Source organism: Pseudomonas sp. R3-41 (assembly GCF_054161485.1).
The window spans coordinates 5,998,277-6,019,363 of record NZ_CP096421.1 but is presented as its reverse complement, the minus strand read 5'-3'; the positions used below and the strand labels follow the sequence as shown (position 1 = coordinate 6,019,363).

8 protein-coding genes and 1 pseudogene are annotated in these 21,087 nt (G+C 59.3%); 5 read left to right on the top strand and 4 right to left on the bottom strand.

The window, feature by feature from the left end; translation table 11 throughout:
• Positions 1 to 16: 16 nt before the first annotated feature.
• The 3 genes and pseudogenes from M1D99_RS26035 to M1D99_RS26025 all read right to left on the bottom strand — a co-directional run.
• A complete protein-coding gene (locus M1D99_RS26035) occupies positions 17 to 2,551 on the bottom strand; it encodes a Tc toxin subunit A (RefSeq protein ID WP_434572525.1) in 2,535 nt (844 codons plus the stop codon).
• Between the two features lie 239 nt (positions 2,552 to 2,790).
• Positions 2,791 to 3,495, bottom strand: coding sequence for a methyl-accepting chemotaxis protein (locus tag M1D99_RS26030; protein ID WP_434576621.1), 705 nt, complete (start codon positions 3,493 to 3,495; stop codon positions 2,791 to 2,793).
• Positions 3,496 to 3,696: 201 nt separating this feature from the next.
• Positions 3,697 to 4,575: pseudogene (locus M1D99_RS26025) on the bottom strand (methyl-accepting chemotaxis protein); the annotation flags it as partial.
• 431 nt (positions 4,576 to 5,006) lie between these two features.
• Here M1D99_RS26025 and pmrG point away from each other — a divergent pair.
• Together pmrG and M1D99_RS26015 are read left to right on the top strand one after the other, a co-directional pair.
• Positions 5,007 to 5,699: a lipopolysaccharide core heptose(II)-phosphate phosphatase PmrG gene (gene pmrG / locus M1D99_RS26020; RefSeq protein WP_186705948.1), complete on the top strand. Its 693-nt coding sequence runs from the start codon at positions 5,007 to 5,009 to the stop codon at positions 5,697 to 5,699.
• A gap of 24 nt (positions 5,700 to 5,723) precedes the next feature.
• Positions 5,724 to 6,584: a phosphatase PAP2 family protein gene (locus tag M1D99_RS26015; protein WP_458130997.1), complete on the top strand. Its 861-nt coding sequence runs from the start codon at positions 5,724 to 5,726 to the stop codon at positions 6,582 to 6,584.
• Positions 6,585 to 6,681: 97 nt separating this feature from the next.
• Here the strand turns inward: M1D99_RS26015 and katG are convergent, their stop codons facing one another.
• A complete protein-coding gene (gene katG / locus M1D99_RS26010) occupies positions 6,682 to 8,946 on the bottom strand; it encodes a catalase/peroxidase HPI (protein ID WP_458130996.1) in 2,265 nt (754 codons plus the stop codon).
• Positions 8,947 to 9,657: 711 nt separating this feature from the next.
• Between katG and M1D99_RS26005 the strand changes: the two genes are divergently transcribed.
• Genes M1D99_RS26005 through M1D99_RS25995 form a run of 3 tightly spaced genes read left to right on the top strand, consistent with a single transcriptional unit; the run spans position 9,658 to position 20,992 of the window.
• On the top strand, positions 9,658 to 11,364 hold the full coding sequence (locus tag M1D99_RS26005; RefSeq protein WP_458130995.1) for a ShlB/FhaC/HecB family hemolysin secretion/activation protein: 1,707 nt from the start codon (positions 9,658 to 9,660) through the stop codon (positions 11,362 to 11,364).
• Between the two features lie 24 nt (positions 11,365 to 11,388).
• Positions 11,389 to 20,541 carry a two-partner secretion domain-containing protein gene (locus M1D99_RS26000; RefSeq protein WP_458130994.1) on the top strand — a complete coding sequence of 3,051 codons (9,153 nt, stop codon included), beginning with the start codon at positions 11,389 to 11,391 and terminating at the stop codon, positions 20,539 to 20,541.
• Positions 20,531 to 20,992: an Imm6 family immunity protein gene (locus M1D99_RS25995; RefSeq protein WP_434572507.1), complete on the top strand. Its 462-nt coding sequence runs from the start codon at positions 20,531 to 20,533 to the stop codon at positions 20,990 to 20,992. The genes M1D99_RS26000 and M1D99_RS25995 overlap by 11 nt, the downstream gene beginning before the upstream one ends.
• The last annotated feature ends 95 nt before the right edge of the window (positions 20,993 to 21,087 follow it).

Sequence of the window (21,087 nt, the reverse complement as noted above, 5' to 3'; positions counted from 1 at the left end):
ATAAAAAATGTGCACTTCAATGGCTCGCAGCGATCAGGCCTTCACCGACTATTTTCCAGTCCTGCACCAGGCTGTCGTTATTGAGTGCGGCGGTCTTGAGCAGCAGGCTTGCCGACAGGCCAGTACTCATGCAACACGCCTGGCAGCGCATGACCCAATCCACATCTTGCATGGTGGTGGCGCGTCCTGAAGGCAGTTGGGCTGTCAGGCAACTCACTTGCTCAACGTTCCAGCCCAGCAGGTGGGCCAACAGTCCGTTGGCTGTCTCCGCTGAATGTTGTGACAGGTCTTGATTGGCGAGTTGGAAGTAATGCAACAGGTTTTCTTCTGACTGCGCCTGATGTCTTGCGCAATGACTGAACCGTTCGAGTAAATACAACGTTTGGGGTTTAAGCGTTCCCGAACTGTTCGAGGCTAACCACGTGGGGTGGTCCATCAATGTCTGTAGCGTGCCGCTGCTCAGATGTAAGTTCTGGCAGGCTTGCGCGGTGCGAAGCACGCGTGCCAGCAACGGGGAGACTTCGCCGTCAGGTGCGATGATGGCCTCGACAATTTCCTCGGCATTCGTCTCGGCCATTTTCATCACGAAGGGGGAATACTCGGCGGACAAGTCATCGCTATCGTGCAGCAGTGTTTCTACCAGGCGTTGGTCGTCTCTGGTGAGCTTGGCGTGCTCTCGAAGCGCGGCCAGTCGGTTTTGCAGATTTTGATTCAACGGTAAGTCATCTCGGGAAGTGTCGAACAGGCGACACCACGCCAGCACATCGAGATGGTTTTGCTTGAGCCAGTCCACTGCCCAATCCATCGCCATCAGTACGTCGAGAATGTCGGGGGACGTAGTGTCCAGTGCCCCCGTCACCAACGCCCGACAGAACTTATCCCCACCGAGTAACCGAGCCAGTTCCGTGCACTCAAGAGGCGATAGTCCGAACATCCGTGCGATACGGGCCTGACGGTAGAGCGAGGAGATCGTCGGCAAATCCTGTTTCAATGGCAGGTATTTTTCAGTCTGTTTCACAAGCAGCAACAACGCATCTTCAGTGATGGCAAGTCCCAGGCCCGCGCCGAGATAGCTGAGCATCTTTAGGTCGGTGGTTTTGAGATCCGTCGCCTGCCCTTCCCACGCAGGGCTTTCGAGCAGGCGGGTGCGATTGAATACCTGGTCAAACAACGAAACACGCTCTGCGCTAGCGCGAGTCGGCATTTCGCTGATGAGCGAGGCAAACTCGTCTGCTGTGATGCCATGGCGCCGCGTCATGTACTGATAGACCCCAAGCGCTCGCAAGGTATTGGCGCTGAGTGTCATCGCGGTGTTGCCTTCCGAATACATGATATTGATGAGCAAAGTATCCAGTTCGGCAAAGGAAATACCCGTCCATTGCTGCAGGCGGATCATTCGCTGCATGCGGTCGAAACGTTCGAAGGACTTGTGACTGAACCCTTGTCGGGTCATTTGGGTTTCAAGCTGTAGGGCCGGGGACGGGTAGGGGCCATTGATGTAAGTAGCGTCCTGGCGGCTACGAGTCGAGGGCGGGCTGTTGGACGAGACATGAGGGCTGTACCGGCCATGCCCCAGTAGTTGCTCGACCTGTTCCGTCGTAAGCCCGGTGCGTTCCTTGAAGAATTCGAGTTCGCCCAGGCGCCCAACTTCTTCAGTGCCGTAGGATATTTCCAGGACTTCGAAGTCGGTTTGCGAAGCGAGCGGTGCGAGCAAGATTTTCTGCTGCTGCGGACTGAGCCCTGAAAGCAGTTTTTGAGCTTCGATACGTGATTGCGAAACTTCCCCGTACGTTGAGCCGTCCTGGCAAAACGGAAGCTTGAGACTGATCCGGTAATCCACTTCGCCCAAGGTTGGTTTGCCTGAGCCCAACCCAAGCAGGCATTGATGATGGTGAAGGTCATAGGGCAATGAAAAGGGATAGTGCGCGCTGGCCAATGCCTGATGGACTGTCGTCCCCTTATCGAGACTGGCCTCGATATGGCTGCGCAACGTGTCGTTGACAATGTTGAGCATGGGGCGTGGAACCAAGGCACTCTGTGGATCGAGCATCAGTATGTCGAGATCCGCTCGACGTGATGCCAGGGATATCTTGCGGCCATCCGTGGAGCTGCCTTCCAGCCGCCTGGCGAACAGGTACAGTGCACGCAGGTAGGCCACGGGCGAGTCGATCGCGGCGATGTCACCGTCCTTGCAGAATTGATCCCAGTTTTCCTGGAACAGCCCTTGATAGCTGATCGGCTCTGATGTTGGGTCTGAATCCAGGCTGCGTCGGACACGGGGCTTGGCGTCGCTGGAGGAGAGTTGATGCTCCAGGTACAAGCGACTGATCCTTCGGGCATGGCTCTGCGCGTTGTCGTAGGCCTGCTCGGCATTCGCATCGCAGTACCTGGCGACTTCCTGGACGAACTGCGCCTTGGTCATGCGCACAATGTCGAACACCGATGTCACGCCCATTTGTTCCAGGGCGGTTTTCAAAGCGGTTTTTGTGGCGTCCTCACCGTCGTGGGAGCCAACGAGCCTATGCAACAGTAAGTTGTTGCTTACGTCCATGTATTGCCATCTCCTGTGCGAACGGAATGTGCTTGTCCAAGCGAAAACCGTACAGGAGCGGGCAAAAAAAGGCGGTAGGACCGGGGGCGGGAGATTTGTACGAAAGAGCGATTTGTGGGCTGCGCTGATGCAAACCCTGTGGGAGCGGGCTTGCTCGCGAAGGCGGTGGGGCAGCCAGCATTGAAGTTGACTGACCCACCGCTTTCGCGAGCAAGCCCGCTCCCACAGTGCGTAGGGTGTTAGACCCGGAAGTGGCTCACCATCATCTGCAACTGATTGCCCAACCGCGCCAGTTCCACACTGGAAGCAGCGGTCTCTTCGCTGGCGGCGGCGGTCTGTTCGGAGACGTCGCGCACGTTGATGATGCTGCGGCTGATCTCTTCAGCCACGGCGCTTTGCTGCTCGGCGGCGGCCGCGATCTGCTGGTTCATCGACTGGATGTTCGACACCGTGCGGGTGATGTTCTCCAGTGACACACCGGCCTTGCGGGTCAGCGCCACGCTGCTGTCGGTGAGGTTGCGGCTGTTGTTCATCACCGCAGCCACTTGCTGGGTGCCGTTCTGCAGGCCGGCCACCAGGCCTTCGATTTCCTCGGTGGATTTCTGCGTGCGCTGGGCCAGGCCACGGACTTCGTCGGCGACGACCGCGAAGCCACGGCCTGCTTCACCGGCGCGGGCGGCTTCGATGGCGGCGTTGAGCGCCAGCAGGTTGGTCTGTTCGGCCACGGCCTTGATCACGTCCATCACCGCGCCGATTTTGTCGCTTTCCTGTTGCAACACGGTCATCGCATCGGTAGAGCGCACCACCTCGCTGGCCAGGCGCTCGATCTGGGCGATGGCTTCGCTGACCACCTGATCGCCGGCGCGGGCTTCACCGTCGGCGGCGGCCGCGGCCTGGGAGGCTTCCTCGGCGTTGCGCGCCACTTCCTGGACGGTAGCGGTCATCTCGTGCATGGCGGTCGCGACCTGGTCGGTCTCGACTTTCTGGCTGTTGACCCCGGCGCTGGTCTGCTCGGTCACGGCGGAGAGTTCTTCGGCGGCGCTGGCGATCTGGGTCACGCCGTCGCGGATGCCGCTGATCAGGTCACGCAGGGTCACGCCCATGCGGGCGATGCCTTGTTGCAGCACACCCAGTTCGTCGCGGCGGGTGACGATAACGTTCTGCGACAGGTCGCCGCTGGCAATGCGTTCGACCACGGCCAGGGTTTCGCGCAGTGGGCCGGTAATCTGACGCGTGATGATCACGGCTGCGATGACACCGACCAGCAGCGCCAGGAGGGTGCTGATCAATTGCAGGGTGCGGGCCTCGGCGCTTTCTGCGTCGCGGCGGTCGAGTTGGATCTGGTACAGCTGCTCGCTCAGGGCCACGATGGTCGCGCCCTGGTCGGTCATCTCCTTGCGTGCCTGTACCACATCGGCGGTGGCCAGCTTGAAAGCCTGCACAGCGCTGCGGTATTGGGTCAGGGCGTTTTCCAGCTGGCGCAGTTCATCCTGGCGGGTGCTGGAGAAAAGTTCATTCAATGGCTTGAGCGAAGCGATGGCGGCGTCCAGTTGGGCGACGGCCTTGCGTTCAGTGTCGGCGTTGCTGTTGGCGGTGTAGCCGCGCACTTCATAGCGGGCCAGCATGAAGGCCTGCTTGGCCTCGGTGATGGCCTGGAACTGGGCGAAACGTTCATCGCTGAGGGCCATCTGGCGCACGTCGGCATCGATGGTCTCGATCAGCTTGTGGGCGACCTCGGCGTTGGTGCCCATGACATCGCGGGCGCTGTTGCCGGTGCGGTAGGCGCTGCGCATTTTATTCAGGGACACCTGATAGGCGCCGATGACTGCGCTCTGCTCCTTGAGCAGCTTGACGTTTGCCGGGCTCTTGAAGCTGCTGAGCAAGGCGTTCTGTTGCGCCACGAAACCATCGAGGGTGGTCTGCACATTTTGTGCGACGGTCTCGTCACCGTTGGCCAGCATGTATTGCAGGCGAACGACGCGCAGCTTGGTCAGGCCGGCGTTGAGCTGGGTGATGTCGCTCATCCAGTTACTGCGATCGATCAGCCCGCCGAGGCTGGTCCAACTGGTCAGGGCCAGCAGGCAGGTCAGTACCAGCACCAGGCCAAAGCCCAGGCCCAATTTCATGTTGACGCTAATGTTGCCAAACCAGCTGTTCATCAATTCCTCCAGGAACGTTGTGCTGCTTGATCGTCGGTACGCTGGAAGATTGTTGTTGTTAAGAGCCAGCAAAAACGTGTGCAGGCCTGTATCGGCCGCTGGTCCTGGATCTGAAAGTTTTTTTCCGAGTATCTGTGGGAGCAAGGCTTGCCCGCGATGAAGGCGATGCGCTCTGCCACAGAATCGAGGTGTCTGTTTCGTGAGCAAGCTTTGCTCCCACCAAGTTTTTTTCACATCGCTTTCACTGCCTGCCTACGTCGGCCTCTCTACTGTCGCGCCATCGAATCACTGGGTGGATGCCGTCGGGGCGGCTTGATGTGGAACTGAGACTGAGTTTTTTCGGCCTGACGCGCTCGATCGATACGAGTCGCTTCGCCCGTTACCAAAACACGATGGTCGTGCTGGCATCGGCGCTGCTGGTCATCCCGCTGGTCTTCTGGCTACTCAGCCCGGCGGCGGTGCCGGACCTGGCCCATGGCAACGTCGCTGGCGCCCGGGCCTTGGCCGAGGGCTGGGCCAAGGGCGAGATGATTGTGCTGGTGCGCCATGTCGAGCGCTGCGACCACTCCAAGGCTGCGTGCCTGAATGACCGCGAAGGCATCACCGACCGCGCCCGCGCCGTTGCGGTGGGCCTCGGTGCCCGCTTCGAACAACTGGGCCTGGACAACGTCGACCTCTACAACAGCCCACGGGTGCGCACGGCGCAGACGGCGGGGTACATGTTCAACAAGGTGAGTGCCGGTGACGATTGGCTGTTCAACTGCCGACATGATCTGCTGCGCAACGCCTTGGCCCACAAGGTGGCCGGGCGCAACCTGATCCTGGTCACCCACAGCGAATGCATGCAGGCGATGGAAACCGCGCTCCAGCGCCCGACTTCCTCGTTCGGCTATGGGGCTTCGTTGTTCGTTTCCAGCGCCCAGCCACAAGCACCACGATTGCTCGGTTTTATCGAAGCCTCCGATTGGCGCTCGGTGACATTCCAGTAATTTTTCTCTCGATCAGGACCGCTCATGCTGACGTCTGCTCGCGCCCGTTTCTACGGGCTCAACCTCGGAATTCCCCTGGCCTGTGCCGCCGTGGTGTTCCTGCTGTTCGACCTGACCCGTATCGACATCGCCATCAGCGATCTTTTCTACGACCCCTTGCACCAGGTCTTTGCGTTGCAGCACGAGCGCCTGTTCGAGCAAATCACCCACAAGTGGGCGAGGGGCATTCCGGATTGGACGGGCGAGGCGGCGATTTGCGGTGCCCTGCTGTCGTTTATCTGGCCGTTGTTCAAGCCGGAGAAACACCCCGCAGTGCTTCGTGTGCTGGACAAGGCCAGGTTGACCAAACCGCTGCGTTTTGCCCACAGGCACCGTCGCGATTTTCTCTATGTGGTCTTCGCCTTTTCCCTCAGCACCGGCGTCATCCATTACCTCAAGGGCCACACCAGCGTGTATTGCCCGGTGGAAACCACCCAATACGCCGGCAAGATCGAGCACAGGGAATGGTTCCAGAATTTCGACCTGCTGAAGGTCGCCGGCGACGGTCGCTGCTGGCCCGGCGGTCATGCATCCGGCGGCTTCACGATGTTGGCGCTGTATTTCATCGCCCGGCGCTACCGCTGGCGGCACTCCAAAGCCGTGATGTATGGGGCGCTGGCCTTGGGGTTTGTCTATGGCACGACGCGAGTCCTACAGGGCTGGCACTACATGTCCCACACCTTCTGGGCGGGGATCTTTGTCTGGTTGAGCTGTTGGCTGATGGCGTTGCTGTTTTATGGGCGAGCGGCCTTGGAACAACCGGTGTCGGGCAACGCCCTTCGTCAGCCTGAACGCCAGGCAAAAAAAAGCCCGCTGGGAGCGCGGGCTAAAACCTTAGTTTCTTGAATGAGCGAGGCGACTTTACCGAATCACGCGGGGGCGTGGGGTGAAGAAAAGTTCATGGGGCCGGCGCCTTGCACGACCCCATGTCCTCGGACACTTTTCACCTGAGATCAAACCGATCCAGGTTCATCACCTTGACCCACGCCGCGATGAAATCGTTGACGAACTGCTCTTGCGCATCCGCGCTGGCATAGACTTCGGCCAAGGCCCGTAGCTGGGCGTTGGCGCCGAAGACCAGGTCGACACGGGTGCCGGTCCATTTGACCTGGCCGGTCTTGCGGTCGCGGGCCTCAAAGGTTTCCTGAGTGTCGGAGAGTGGTTTCCATTCCACCCCCATGTCCAGCAGGTTGACGAAAAAGTCATTGCTCAACGTCCCTGGCCGTTGGGTAAAGACACCGTGCGCCGTATGGCCGACGTTAGTATCGAGTACCCGCAGACCGCCGATCAGCGCCGTCATTTGCGGGGCGCTGAGGGTCAGCAGTTGTGCCTTGTCGATCAGCAGCGCCTCGGCAGACACGCGGTACCGCCCCTTGAGGTAGTTGCGAAAACCATCGGCGATGGGCTCGAGAAAACCGAACGACTCGACGTCCGTCTGCTCCTGGCTCGCGTCCATGCGCCCCGGTGCGAACGGAACCGTCACGCTGAGCCCGGCATTTTTCGCCGCCTGTTCAATACCGGCGCTGCCGGCCAGCACGATCAGGTCCGCCAGGGAGATTTTCTTTCCGTCGGATTGAGCGGCGTTGAACGCGCTCCGGACCTTGTCGAGGATCGCCAGCACTTGGGCCAGTTGCTCAGGCTGGTTGACTGGCCAATCCTTCTGCGGGGCCAGGCGTAGGCGGCCTCCATTGGCGCCGCCGCGTTTGTCGGAGCCGCGGAACGTGGAAGCCGCCGCCCATGCCGTAGACACCAGCTGTGAAACCGTGAGACCCGAGGCCAACAGCTTGCCTTTCAGGGCGGCGACGTCGCTGTCGTCGACCAGCGGATGGTTGACCGCTGGAATAGGGTCTTGCCATAGCAGTTCTTCGTTGGGCAGTTCCGGGCCGAGGTAGCGTGAGAGCGGGCCCATGTCGCGGTGGATCAGCTTGAACCAGGCGCGGGCAAAGGCGTCGGACAGTTGCTCCGGGTTTTCCAGGAAGCGCCGGGAGATTTTTTCGTAGATCGGGTCGAAGCGCAGTGCCAGGTCGGTGGTCAGCATCGTTGGGTTGCGCCGTTTGGCCGGGTCGTGGGCATCGGGAATGATCCCCGCGCCCGCACCGTTTTTTGGCGTCCATTGGTGCGCGCCGGCCGGGCTCTTGGCCAGTTCCCACTCGAAGCCGAACAGGTTCTCCAGGTAGTTGTTGCTCCAGCGGGTGGGCGTGGTGGTCCAGGTGACTTCCAGGCCACTGGTGATGGTGTCGGCGCCCTTGCCGGTGCCGAAGGTGCTCTTCCAGCCCAGGCCTTGCAGCTCCAGGCCGGCGGCTTCGGGCTCGGCACCGACATTGTCCGCAGGTCCCGCGCCGTGGGTCTTGCCGAAGGCGTGGCCGCCAGCAATCAGTGCCACGGTTTCTTCGTCGTTCATCGCCATGCGGCCGAAGGTTTCGCGGATGTCCAGCCCGGCGGCGACCGGGTCCGGCTGGCCCTCGGGGCCCTCCGGGTTGACGTAGATCAGCCCCATCTGCACGGCGGCCAGCGGGTTCTCCAGATTGCGTCCGTCGTCAGTGCGGCTTTCTTCGTTGCCAGGCTCGGCGACCAATTGGCCTTCGCCGGGATCCTGCATGGCGGCTTTGTCGGGCTTGCCGTAGCGAACATCGCCCCCCAGCCATTTGTTTTCGGAACCCCAGTAGACGTCTTCATCCGGCTCCCAGACATCGGCGCGGCCACCGGAAAAACCGAAGGTCTTGAAGCCCATGGACTCCAGCGCGACGTTACCGGTGAGGACGATCAGGTCGGCCCAGGAAATGTTGCGACCATACTTCTGCTTGATCGGCCACAGCAGCCGGCGTGCCTTGTCGAGGCTGACGTTGTCGGGCCAGCTGTTGAGCGGCGCAAACCGCTGCTGGCCGGAACCCGCCCCACCGCGTCCGTCACCGGTGCGGTAGGTGCCTGCACTGTGCCAGGCCATGCGGACAAACAGCGGCCCATAGTGGCCGAAGTCCGCCGGCCACCAGTCTTGCGAGTGGGTCATCAGCGCATTGAGGTCTTGTTTCAAGGCCTGGAAGTCCAGGCGCTTGAACGCTTGGGCATAGTTGAAATCCTCGCCCATGGGGTCGGACAGCGAGGAATGCTGGTGCAGGATCTTCAGATTCAGTTGGTTCGGCCACCAGTCGCGGTTCGTCGTGCCACCGCCAGCGGCGTGATTGAACGGGCATTTCGATTCGTTTGCCATGGGAAGCTACCTTTGGTCGTATTCATCCAGCTATCCAGCCCGGCCGGGCTTCGGATAGCGACAGGCGAAATAAATGACACAGGGCGCAGGGCTCACAGTTCGCTCAACTGATCGTGTGTGGCGACACGGCTACGTGCGCTAGTTGCCCGTGCAATGGCCCACGGCAAGCCCAATACGTTTCTGAGCGCTTCGTATCTCTTTGTCAGGTTTCACCGGCCGGATTGCACCAGCCTGAATTCAGGCTAGTTCCCCTTTGCCAGATAGCTAATAGGCGCAGTATTAACGCTCGATAGGGTCAATCTTTTAACGAGGCCAAGCGGTGAGGCAGATGATGGGAACGGTCAACCGATAAAAGCATCACTGTGCGTACCAAGGTCGAAGCCATTCACTTAAGAAAGTGATGAACCCGTGGCGAGGGAGCTTGCTCCCGCTGGGCCGCGAAGGGGCCCCACAATGTTGCGGTCGCTGCGCAACCGAGCGGGAGCAAGCTCCCTCACCACGGATTTTCACTGCTTTAAATGAACAGTGTTGCGAACCTGCTCGTGCCTTACAGAAGTCTTTTTCCCCTGTGATTGTCGACGCTGACTGTGAGACGCGTCTCTTTTTTGCGTAGAAAGTTTCCGCTCTCTTGAACCGAAGGCGATATGCAGGGTCTGGTGTGCGCGCATGGCTGTGCATGCCTGCTGTCATTTCTGTATCGAGGGATCGAACATGTCCGTATTTGCCTTAGGGACGAGGCTAGTCGTCGCTTCGCTGTGTTTTCTAGCGATGAACATTGCCGTCGCCGCGCCAACCCCCGGCGATACGGACCTGATCCGTGAGCGTCAGGACCGGCTGCTCGAAGAGCAGCGCCGACGTCTTGAAGAACTCAAGGACCTGCCTGGCAAGGAGGCGAAGCCGGCCCAGCCCACGGCACCTGTCGATACCCGTTGTTTCCCGATCAAGACCATAGAGCTCAAGGGCGCCGACGCCCTCTCCGAAAGCGAGCGCCAGCGCCTGCTCAAGCCCTTTCTCAACCAGTGCCTGGGCGTGCCGCAGCTTAACCAGTTGCTCAAAGTCATCACCGATTACTACCTGGAAAAAGGCCTGGTCACCAGTCGCGCCTACTTGCCGCAACAGGACCTGTCCAGCGGTCACCTGCAAGTGCTGGTGGTCGAGGGGCGCCTGGAAGGATTGAAAGGTGCCGAGAACAGTAAGCTTTCGGAGCGCGAGTTGGCGATGGCGTTTCCCGGCAAAACCGGCGAACTGCTCAACCTGCGTGAGATGGAACAGATGGTCGATCAACTGAATCGCTTGCCGTCCAACCGTGCACAAATGGAACTGACGCCGGGGCAGAACATCGGCGGCAGCGAAGTGCGGGTCAATAACACCCCGCAAAAACCTTGGCGCGCCGGCCTTTCACGGCATAACGATGGGCAGAAAAGCACCGGCGAGCAGCAATGGGGCGCCTCCCTGGACTGGGACAGTCCCCTGGGCCTGGCTGACCAACTGGCCTTGCGCGGCGGCCACGATGCCGTCAGCGATCACCAGAAAACCTCGCGCAACGGCATGCTCTATTACAACTTGCCGTTTGGCTGGTGGAACCTGAGCTACACCTACAGCCAGAGCGAGTACCGCGCCGTGGGCCAGGCCAACGGCTTCAACTTCAAGCAGAGCGGCGACAGCCAGAACCACCAGGTGCGCCTGGAACGGGTGGTCCATCGCGATGCGGTGAGCAAGACCTCCCTCAACACGGGCCTGGCGTACCTGCGTACCAACAACTTCGTCGCCGACAGCAAGCTCGCCGGGAGCAGCAATCGCATCAGCGAGGCGCAGTTCGGCATCAACCATGGACGGCGGATTGGCAATGTCTTCGTCAACCTCGACCTGGGCCTGCAACAAGGTATTGGCGCCCTCGATGCCCAGGGCGATCACGAGCCGGGGCCTGGGCTGCCGGATGCACGCCATCGCAAATACACCGCCACCCTCAGCTACCTGCAACCCTTTGAGCTGGGTGGCGAGTCCTTCAGCTTCAGCAGCCTGATGACCGGCCAGCGCAGCGAGGACGTGCTGTTCAGCCCGCAGCGCATGAGCCTGGGCGGCCTGTCGTCGGTTCGCGGTTACAAGGACCAGACGCTGTCCGGCGACAGCGGCGGCTACTGGCGCAACGACTTGCGCTGGAGTCGTCCGGTGACACTGGAGTGGATGCGCCCGGTGTTCGCTGAATACGGCACCAGCCTCGGTTATGACCAGGGCGTGATTCGCGGTAATCGCTACAACGGCGACGAGCACGGGCGCATGTCGAGCAATTCGCTGGAGTTGTTCGCCCGTGGTGAACACCTGAACGCCAGCGTCACCTTCGCCCATTCCCTGGAACGCCCGGATGCCCTGACCGAGCGCGAAGCGCCGATCTACTTCCGCTTGGATGTATCCATCTAATTTTTGCTGCAACGAGACCTGATCATGGACGACCGCCAATACGCCTTCCTGGCCCGCCAGCCTTCTGCTGCCCTGAAAACCCGCGACGCCTTCTGGGGCATGCCCAAGCGTGGCCTGGCGTTCCTATTGGCCAACGTCATGTTCTGGCAACCGATGTGGGCCCAGGCGGGCGGCATCGTGGTCAGCGCGCCGGGCACCAGCGTTGGCCAGGCCGGCAATGGCGTGCCGGTGGTCAACATCGCCAAACCCAATGGCAGTGGCCTGTCCCACAACCAGTTCAAGGACTACAACGTCGGCAGCAACGGCGTGATCCTCAACAACGCCACCAATCCCGCCCAGTCCACGCAACTGGGCGGGATTATTCTTGGCAACCCGAACCTCAAGGGTACGGCCGCGAAAGTCATCCTCAACGAAGTCAATGGTGGCAACCCGAGCCAATTGCGTGGCTACACCGAAGTGGCGGGACAGTCAGCCCATGTCATCGTCGCCAACCCCTATGGCATTACCTGTAACGGTTGCGGGTTTATCAATACGCCCAAGGCGACCCTGACCACGGGCAAGCCGATCATCGAAAACGGCCAGGTGGGTCGCTATCAGGTGGACCAGGGCAGCGTCGCCATTGAAGGCGCGGGCCTGAACGCCGACAACGTTGACCGCTTCGAAATCATTACTCGCAGCGCCAGGATCAACGCCGAAATACAGGCCAAGAACCTGACCATCGTGGCCGGGCGCAATGACGTCAATGCCAATACCCTCAACGCCACCGCTCGGGCCGATGACGGCAGCGCCAAGCCCGAACTGGCGATCGACTCCTCGGCGTTGGGCGGCATGTATGCCGGGGCGATCAAGCTGGTGGGCACCGAAGCGGGGGTCGGGGTGAAGCTGGATGGCAAGATGGTTGCCAGTGGCGGGGATATTCAGCTCGATGCCAATGGGCATTTGAGTTTGGCGCAGACGGCCGCCGCCGGAGCCATCGACATCGAAGCCAAAAGTCTGGAAACCCGTGGCCAGGTGTACGCCGGTAGCCGCCTGGACGTGAAGACCCAGGGCGACCTGAGCAACCAGAAAAACCTGGTGGCGCGCGACAGCATTCACCTCGACAGCGGCGGTACGCTGAGCAACAACGCGATCATCGAAGCCGGGGTCAATCCCGACAACAGCCGCAACACGGCGGGCGATGTCACCCTCACGGCAAAACAGCTGAACAATGGCGGCAAAACCGTCATTGCCAGTCGCGACCTGAATGTCACGACCACCGCAGCGCTGAACAACCAGGGCGGTACGCTCAGCGGGCAGCGCAAGGCCACGGTCACAGCCGATACTGTGGATAACCGCAACAAAGGCCGAATCCTTGGCAACAGCGAACTGCACCTGAAGGCCAATCAGGTGCTGAACGCCCAGGGCGGCCTGATTAATAGCCAAGGCATTTTAACTGCCAACCTGGGCTATCTGGACAACAGCGCAGGCGAACTGTCCAGCCTGAACAGCGCGACCCTGATCCTCGGCAGCCTGGACAACCTGACCGGCCTGGTCATGGCCGGCAAGAACCTCGACATCACCAACGCGGGCGCGGTCAACAACCAGGGCGGCGAGTTGTCCAGCCAAGGCAGCGTGACCGTGCGCACCGCCAGCCTGGACAACCGCAACAAAGGCACCGTCGCCGCCAATGGCAAGCTGCTGGTTACGGCGACCGGCCAGGTCAACAACGCTGATCAAGGCCTGATCGCCAGCCGCAGTGCCGGCGTCGAGCTCAAGGCCGCCCGCCTGGACAACGCCAAGGGCACGCTGCAAGGCAAGGGCCTGGTGACCGTGGTTGTGACGGGCGATATTGATAACCAGGGCGGCACGATCATCGCTCAAGACGCCGACCTGAACATCGAAGCGGCCAACCTGGACAACCGTGGCGGCGTGCTGTCCAGCGTTAAGGCCGCGCTGGAGGCACGCACCACCGGCGTGCTGAAAAACGGCTATGACGTGAACCGTCAGGGCGGCACGATCCAGGCCCAAGGACTCAGCATCCAAGCCTTGGCTGGGCTGTTCAACGACGGCGGACGCATCGCTGCGCAAGCCGGCGATGTCGTGGTCACCAACGCAGCGGCGAATATCAACAATCGCAACGGCGGGATATACGCCACGGGCAAGGTCTGGGTCACTGGCCGGGGCATGGACAACAGCGGCGGCGGGCAGGTCAGCGCCAATCGCATCGACTTCGATCTTTCGGGGGCGCTGAACAACAACGCCGGCATCATCGAAAGCCAGGACAGCCTGGATATTCTGGCCGCCAGCCTGAGCAACCAGAAAGGCCAACTGCGCACCCTGGGCCAGAACAGCACCACGGTGTTCAAGATCGGTGGTCTGTTCGATAACAACGACGGCACCCTGGAAACCGCCAGTAATGATGTGGGCTTCAACACCGGCAGCGTCCAGAACGTGGGCGGCAAGCTGCTGCACACTGGCCTGGGATTGTTCGGCATCAGCCAAGCCAACCTGGGGCAGGCAGGCGGTCAGCTGGTGACCTACGGCAACCTGACGGTGACGGCTGATCGCTGGACCAACAACACGGCGATCCAGGCCGGGCACCTGGTCGTGGATGTCGACCAGTTGACCCAGACCGCCACCGGCCAGTTGCTCAGCACCAATAGTATGGTGGGCCGCGGCAGCAACTGGCGCGTCGACGGCCTGATCGGCAGTGATGGAGCCATCGACCTGCAACTGACCGGCGCCTATACCGGTAACGGTCGCTTGAGCAGTCTCGGTACCCTGGGCCTCAAGGCGGCACTGATCAATCTGGAGCAAAACGGCAGCATCGCTGGCGGTGGCAACACAACCGTCGTGGTCGATGGCGTCCTCAACAGCTACGGTCGCCTGACCTCGGCGGCGGACCTGAGCGTCACGGCCGCCACGCTCAACAACTACGGCACGCTGGGCAGTGCCGCAGCGCTTGGCGTATCGACCGGCGACCTGCTCAACGAACACGGATTGATCTTCAGCGGCGGCAACACCAGCCTGCGCGTAAACAACCTGACCAACCGCTATGCCGACATCTACAGCCTGGGTGATCTGAGCATCGATCGCGACGGCCTCGGCACCCGTGCCAACCGCATTCTCAACAGCTCCGGCACGCTGCAAAGCGACGGCAACATGCGCTTGGCGGCCAGCACCATCGACAACGTCCGTGAGGTCTTGGCCACCAACGATGCTGGCATCTACACCGCCTCGATCAGGGAAGTGGCCTGCGTCCCAGGTGATTGCGACGGCCCCAAGCAAAACCACGTCTGGCAGATCGTCCAGCGCGATAAGTTCGAAGTCACCGCGGCCAGCGCCGCCTCCAGCATCACCACCGGCGGCAACCTGAATATCCAGGGCGACACTCTGACCAACCGGAGCAGCAGCATCGGCGTCGGCGGTGCATTGACCGCCAACCTCGTCAGCCTGAACAACATCGGCATCGAGACCGGCGAGATTGAAACCTCGCGCACCTTCAGGTCCCAACGCACGCGCCGCCCGGGTAGCTGGCGCGCAGAGGCCAATGACTTCACCAACAAATACTGGTTGCAGAGCCCAGGCTACAACGCCAATGACCTGAGCGGTCTTGAAGCGGCGATGAGCCATTTTATCGGCAGAACCGAACGTGAGCTGACGCAGTTCCGTACTCAGACAACCACCACCGACAGCCAAACCTATGCCGCGATTATCCAGGCCGGGGGCGCCATCGACATTCCTACCCAGGGCGACCTCAACAGCGGCGTCGTGCGTGGCGGCTACAACTACGTTGGCGCCGGCCCACGCACCGACACCCAGGCCGACAACGCCTTCTCGACCCGCATCAGCGTCAATCGACAGCTACCCCCGAACCTGACCCAGCAACAAGTCGATCCGCTGACCTTGCCGGGTTTTGACTTGCCCACCGGGCAAAACGGCCTGTTCCGCATGAGCGGCGACGGCTCGGCCACACCGACCCAGAGCACGGGCCTGACGCAAGTGCGTGGCCTGCCGGACCGTTCGTTCCAGGCCAACCCGCAAAAGTACCTGATCGAGACCAACCCGGCGCTGACCGACATGCGCCGGTTCATGAGCTCCGATTACCTGCTGACAAACCTCGGCTACGACCCGGACACCGCCGCCAAGCGTTTGGGCGACGGCTTCTACGAACAACGCCTGATCCAACAGGCGGTGATCGCCCGCACCGGCCAACGCTTCCTCGACGGCCAGAACTCCGACGACGGCATGTTCAAGTACCTGATGAACAACGCCATCGCTAGCAAGGACAGTCTCAACCTGTCCCTGGGCGTCAGCCTGACCGCCGAACAGGTTGCGGCCCTGACCCATGACATCGTCTGGATGGAAAACCGGACGGTGAATAATCAACAGGTGCTGGTGCCGGTGCTTTATCTGGCCCAGGCTAACCACCGTCTGGCGCCGAATGGTGCGCTGATTCAGGGCTCAGACGTCAGCCTGATTGCGGGTAAGAACCTGAACAATGCGGGCACCTTGCGTGCGTCCAGCAACCTGAGGGCGACGGCGGGCGACAGTCTGGTTAACAGCGGGTTGATGGAAGCGGGTGGTCGGCTGGATGCGTTGGCGAGTAATAACCTGACTAACAGGGCGGGTGGGGTTATTGCTGGGCGGGATGTCAGTGTTGTTGCCGTGGCTGGTGATTTGACCAATGAGCGAACCATTACTCGGCATGCCAGCAGCACTGGCTACAAGACTGAGCAACGCGAATTTGCTGACAACGCGGCGCGGATTGAGGCGAGTAATGACCTGAGCGCGGGCGCTGGGCGGGATATCGCCAATGTTGGTGGTGTGCTCAAGAGTGGTAACGACACTACATTGCGCGCAGCCCGAAATATGAACATCACCGCCGCCGAGCAGGTGGACAGCCATACGCAGGGCAGCAAACATCGAGACCAGACCATTACCCAGAATGGTTCTAGCGTTACGGTTGGGCGGGATCTTCAGGCCGTTGCGGGCGGTGACCTCAACGTGATCGCCAGCCAGGTCGAAGCCAAGCGGAACTTGGCCATCGTCGCTACCAAGAACTTGACCTTGGGGCCAGCGGCGAATGAACAGCATTCGTATGGCCAGAGCAAGAAGGTCAAGAGCATCGAGGATCATGTCCAGCAGGTGTCCACCGCGCTCAAGGCGGGCGGGGATGCGACGCTGAGCGCGGGGCAGGATCTCACGCTGGTAGCGAGTACGGTCAATGCGGGGAATGAGGCGTACCTGGTGGCGGGTAACAACCTCGCCCTGAAGGCTGCTGCGGATCAGGACTACAGCTTCTACAGCAAGACCAAGAAGTCTTCTTCCGGGAAGAAATTCCGGCTGGATGAAACGGACAGCACTACCCAGGTGGGCAGCCTGGTCAGTTCTGGCGGCAACAGCACACTGGTGGCGGGAGAAAACCTGCTATTGGCAGGCAGCGCCGTGACTTCCGAGAAAGGCGCGACGAAATTGGTCGCAAGCAAGGACGTACAGATTCTTGCCGTGACCGACTCCGACAGCGCCCGCCATGAGCGTAAGGAAAGCAAAAGCAGTTGGGGTGGGTTCAAGTCGAGCAAAGTCCAGGACAAGGTCGATGAGAAGCGCACGACTGCCGTGGGCAGCATGGTCTCAGGCGAGACGGTCACCGTCGCGGGCGGCCGAGATGTGAAAGTGACGGGCTCGTCCCTGGTCAGTACCGGTGATCTGGCAGTCCAGGCCGGGCGCGACCTGACCATCGATGCGGCGAAAAATACCTTCTCGCGCACCGATATGCACAAGGAAAAGAATCGCGACCTGACAGGTGTATTGACTGGTAACAAGCTGGGCCTGGATGACATGACGGGCAATCAGCATCTGTTTATCAACAGCCAGAAGCACAACGGTACGGCTGCAGAAACCACGCTTACCGGCAGCACAGTTGGCTCCAGTGCCGGCAATGTAACGCTCACGGCTGGGCGCGAGTTGAGTGTTGTGGCCAGTGATCTGGTCAGTACCAAGGACATGGCACTTACCGGTTCCAACGTGACCATCACCGCGGGTGATGAAACCGCGCGGCAAACCACTGAGGACAGCTCTAAAAGCTTGGCAGTGGGTAGGGTCATCGGTGGTGCGATCGTCGATACCGCAAGGACTATTCGCGACGCGTCCAAAGCTGCGAAGAATGCCGATGACCCTCGACTCAAGGCAGTAAAAATCGCACAGGCTGCGCTTGCGTTTTACAACCTGGGTGGCCAAGCCTCGGATGCCAACGGGCAGAGCTCCGGGTTCAAAAACAAGCAAGGCGGCACCCCCAGCAATGGCTCACTGATCAAGATCGGTACCGAGCTGGCCAATACGCGCAGCAAAAGCAGCAGCGAGTACAACAGCCTGACGGCGAAGCAAAGCACCCTTAATGCCGGTCAAGAGCTATCGATTGTTGCCACGGGGGACGCGGCGGGAACCCTGGGTGATATCCAGATAACCGGCAGCAGCCTGAAGGCTGAAAACACCTTGTTGCTGGCTAAAAATGATCTGCTGCTGAAAAGTGCACAGGACACCGTTGATCGCAAAAACGACGGGTCGAGCAACAAAACGGCCATTGGTGCCAGCTTCAACATTGGGGAGCAGAACGGCTTCACCCTCGATCTGGGGGCCCAAGGTGCGAAAAACATGGGTAACGGCAAGTCCGTCACTCAGGTCAATACCACGTTGGAAACTGGATCGCTGTTGTTGCAAAGCGGTCGCGACACAACCCTCGAAGGCGCCCAGGTCCGGGCGGACACCATCAAAGCGTCGATTGGCGGCAACCTGAATATTGTTTCTCGTCAGGACACCGAATCGTCGAAAAGCAAGCAAAGCAGTGGGGGGATCGGAGCGAGCATCTGCGTTCCGCCGTTCTGCTACGGCTCCATGGTCGCGGGTTCGGCGAATATTGCCGCCGCCAACATGAACAGTGACTACAAGGCCGTGACCGAGCAGAGCGGATTGTTCGCTGGTGCCGGTGGCTACGACATCCATGTGGGTAAAACCACGACCCTGCAGGGCGCTGTGATTGCCAGTGAGGCGCTCGCGGATAAAAACCGCCTCAGCACGGATCGCTTGCTCGTCAGCGATATCAAGAACAGCAGCAATATCGAGAGCCAATCGGCGGGAATTTCCATCTCGGGCAGCAATGTTGGCGGCTCCTCATTCGGCGGCAGCATCCCAGTAGCCCTTAAGGACAAAGATCACAGCTACACCCGCAGTGCTGTCAGCGAAGGCACGATCGTTGTTCGTAACCCCGAGGGCGCGACTGACCTGGTGGGGCTGAACCGCGATACCGCCAACGCCAATCAGAAGCTGGACAAGCCCGATGAAGAGGCCATGCAGGAGCGTATCGACCTGATTCAAAGCTCGGCGCAACTGGCCAGCGGTGTTATCAGCACGGTCGCTAAGGCTAAGGCGGATGAGGCCAAGAGGCTTGGGCAGGAGGCAAAGGCACAATCAGACGCGGGGATGTCTGGCGCCGCCGATACAGCACGTGCAGCTGATGCGGCTTATGCAGAAGCCAAGCGCTGGCAGTTTGGCGGCGATAAAAAAATGATGGCCGATATCGCCTCTGGATTAATCGCCGCAGGCCTTGGTGGCGCTCCGGCCGGTACAACGGTAGGCATCGTTGCCAATACGGCTTCTAGCGATATCTTCAAGAGAATTGGTGATTACGCGGAGGCGCAAGCCAAAAACCCGAAATCCGACGCTGCGACTAGATCGGCTTGGGCAGAAGGTGGGGCTGCACGGGTGATGCTACATGCGCTGGCAGGTGCGGCGATTGGGTTATCTAGTGGCAGCGTGCAGAGCGGTGCGTTGGGGGCGGGAGCGTCGGCTGCATTAATGCCGGCAATTGGGGACGCGTTGCGAAGCAGCGGGATGTCGGAGATTGATCAGGAAACTATCGGTTCTTTGATTGCGACTGGGATAGGGGCTGGCGCCGGCTCAGGGAAAGGAGTGAGCGGTTCTTCGGTTGCCGCTGGGACTAGTTACGGCGTGGAAGTTTTTAACCGACAATTACACTTGACCCAAGAAGTCCCGATTCTGAAGAGGAAAGCGGAAGAGTTGGAGAAAACCCGCGGTAAGCCGAAATCGGATGCGCTGTGGGAAGACTTGCTACGTATGGCTGCTGGATCGAATGTCGATGCAGTCGAGAAAGCCCGTTTGGATGGGCTGCAAGAAAAGTGGGGTAACGACCCAACGCGCGATTGGCTCGATAGGGATCTGGCAATCGCAAAAGATGTTATTCAAGAGTTGGCAGACCAAAAAATTCCATTAACGTGGAAAGATGGCACGCCTATTATTGCCAATGGTTCTGTTGTTTATGCCTTTGGCTCGACCAAGGAGCAGTTTGAAGACACCAGCTTGTTTAATGGTACTGGGTCAGGCCTTTATGGCGAGTTGCGCTTGTCAGACAAGTGGAGTCAGTATGGCCGTGAGCAAGCAGATAATCACGCAACAGAAATTATTAATATCTCTACCAACGACGTCGCTTCGAAAGATGCAATGTCGAGATTGTTAGTTTTAGCAAGAAAATCTGCGGAGCCAGATACAACTGTTGACGATGTCCTTTTGTCCTTGACGGGGGTGCGTGCTGGTAAAGCTATCTCAGAGATAGCTGCGAAATTACTGGCAAAAAGGCAGGCGGCGAAGGACGCCGGAAAGTTTTTTGAAATTGCTACTGTTGATGATCTGGCTATAGTGAGAACCAAATATAATTTACCTGAGGGAGATACGATTGGGGTCGCTAGAACAGATATTCCCGGTTTTGAGTCGGAGGTTATTGAAGGTCTCTCACCTGTACTCCGTCGAAACGCCGGTTTACCAAGTCTTGATGACTTGTATGGTAAAGAAAGGTTGATCAAGTCTCCATATAACAACCCTCTCTTCACCCGGCATGCGGAAGAGGACTTGTTTAACAATGTGGCTAATAAAATAGAAAGGCAAGGTCTAACATCTGCTCAGTTAAATGGTCGAGTTGTGGACGTAAAGATTTCTAATGCGAGTGGTATTTGCAATAAATGTAGCGCCGGGTTGGTAGGTAATACTGATTTGAATGGCGTTGTCAAACAGTTCAGCGAGCGCTATCCTACGTTGCTTTTGAGGGTGACCGCAGAAGGTGGGTCAGCAATGCCAAATCGTCTAACTGTATTGGTTAAGGGGGGGCGAGTAGTCAATGGACAATAAAGAGGCTATCGATCTTATTGGTGGAATGATGTGGACCAAGAAGGCCGCAGTTTTTCTTCTGGTACTTGATCATGCTTTAAGTAATTTGGAGTCGGCGGTTGTAACGCATAGTAAATGTAAAGAGGCAGTTGAGCTGTGCTGGGTGTGGCTGTCTGATCACAGTGTCAGTGCTGATAGATTGGCGTATTTTCTGGACTCAGATGAAATGCAAAATGGCCCCTTGGCAGAGCATAATTTCAAATCCGAAAGTTTAGAACAAGATAGTTTGATCCTAATAATGTTGGTTGTCGGTTTTTTTGCCCATCAAGCTTATAAGGTTTCAGGGCAGCAGAAGAAAATGTCCGCTTCAGTATGCGAAGCGGACGAGGGCGCGGCAGAGTATATTGTTGATTATATTTATAAGGTGGGTTTAATTAATATATTGAGCGTTTATTTGTCCGCCAATGGTTAGAGAACGGGTATGGCGACAGGCTGGAGGAGTACTTTGAAATGTAGAAGGGACTAGTTTGTTTTTGCCAAGATCATAAATAAATCTGTCCTTTGTCC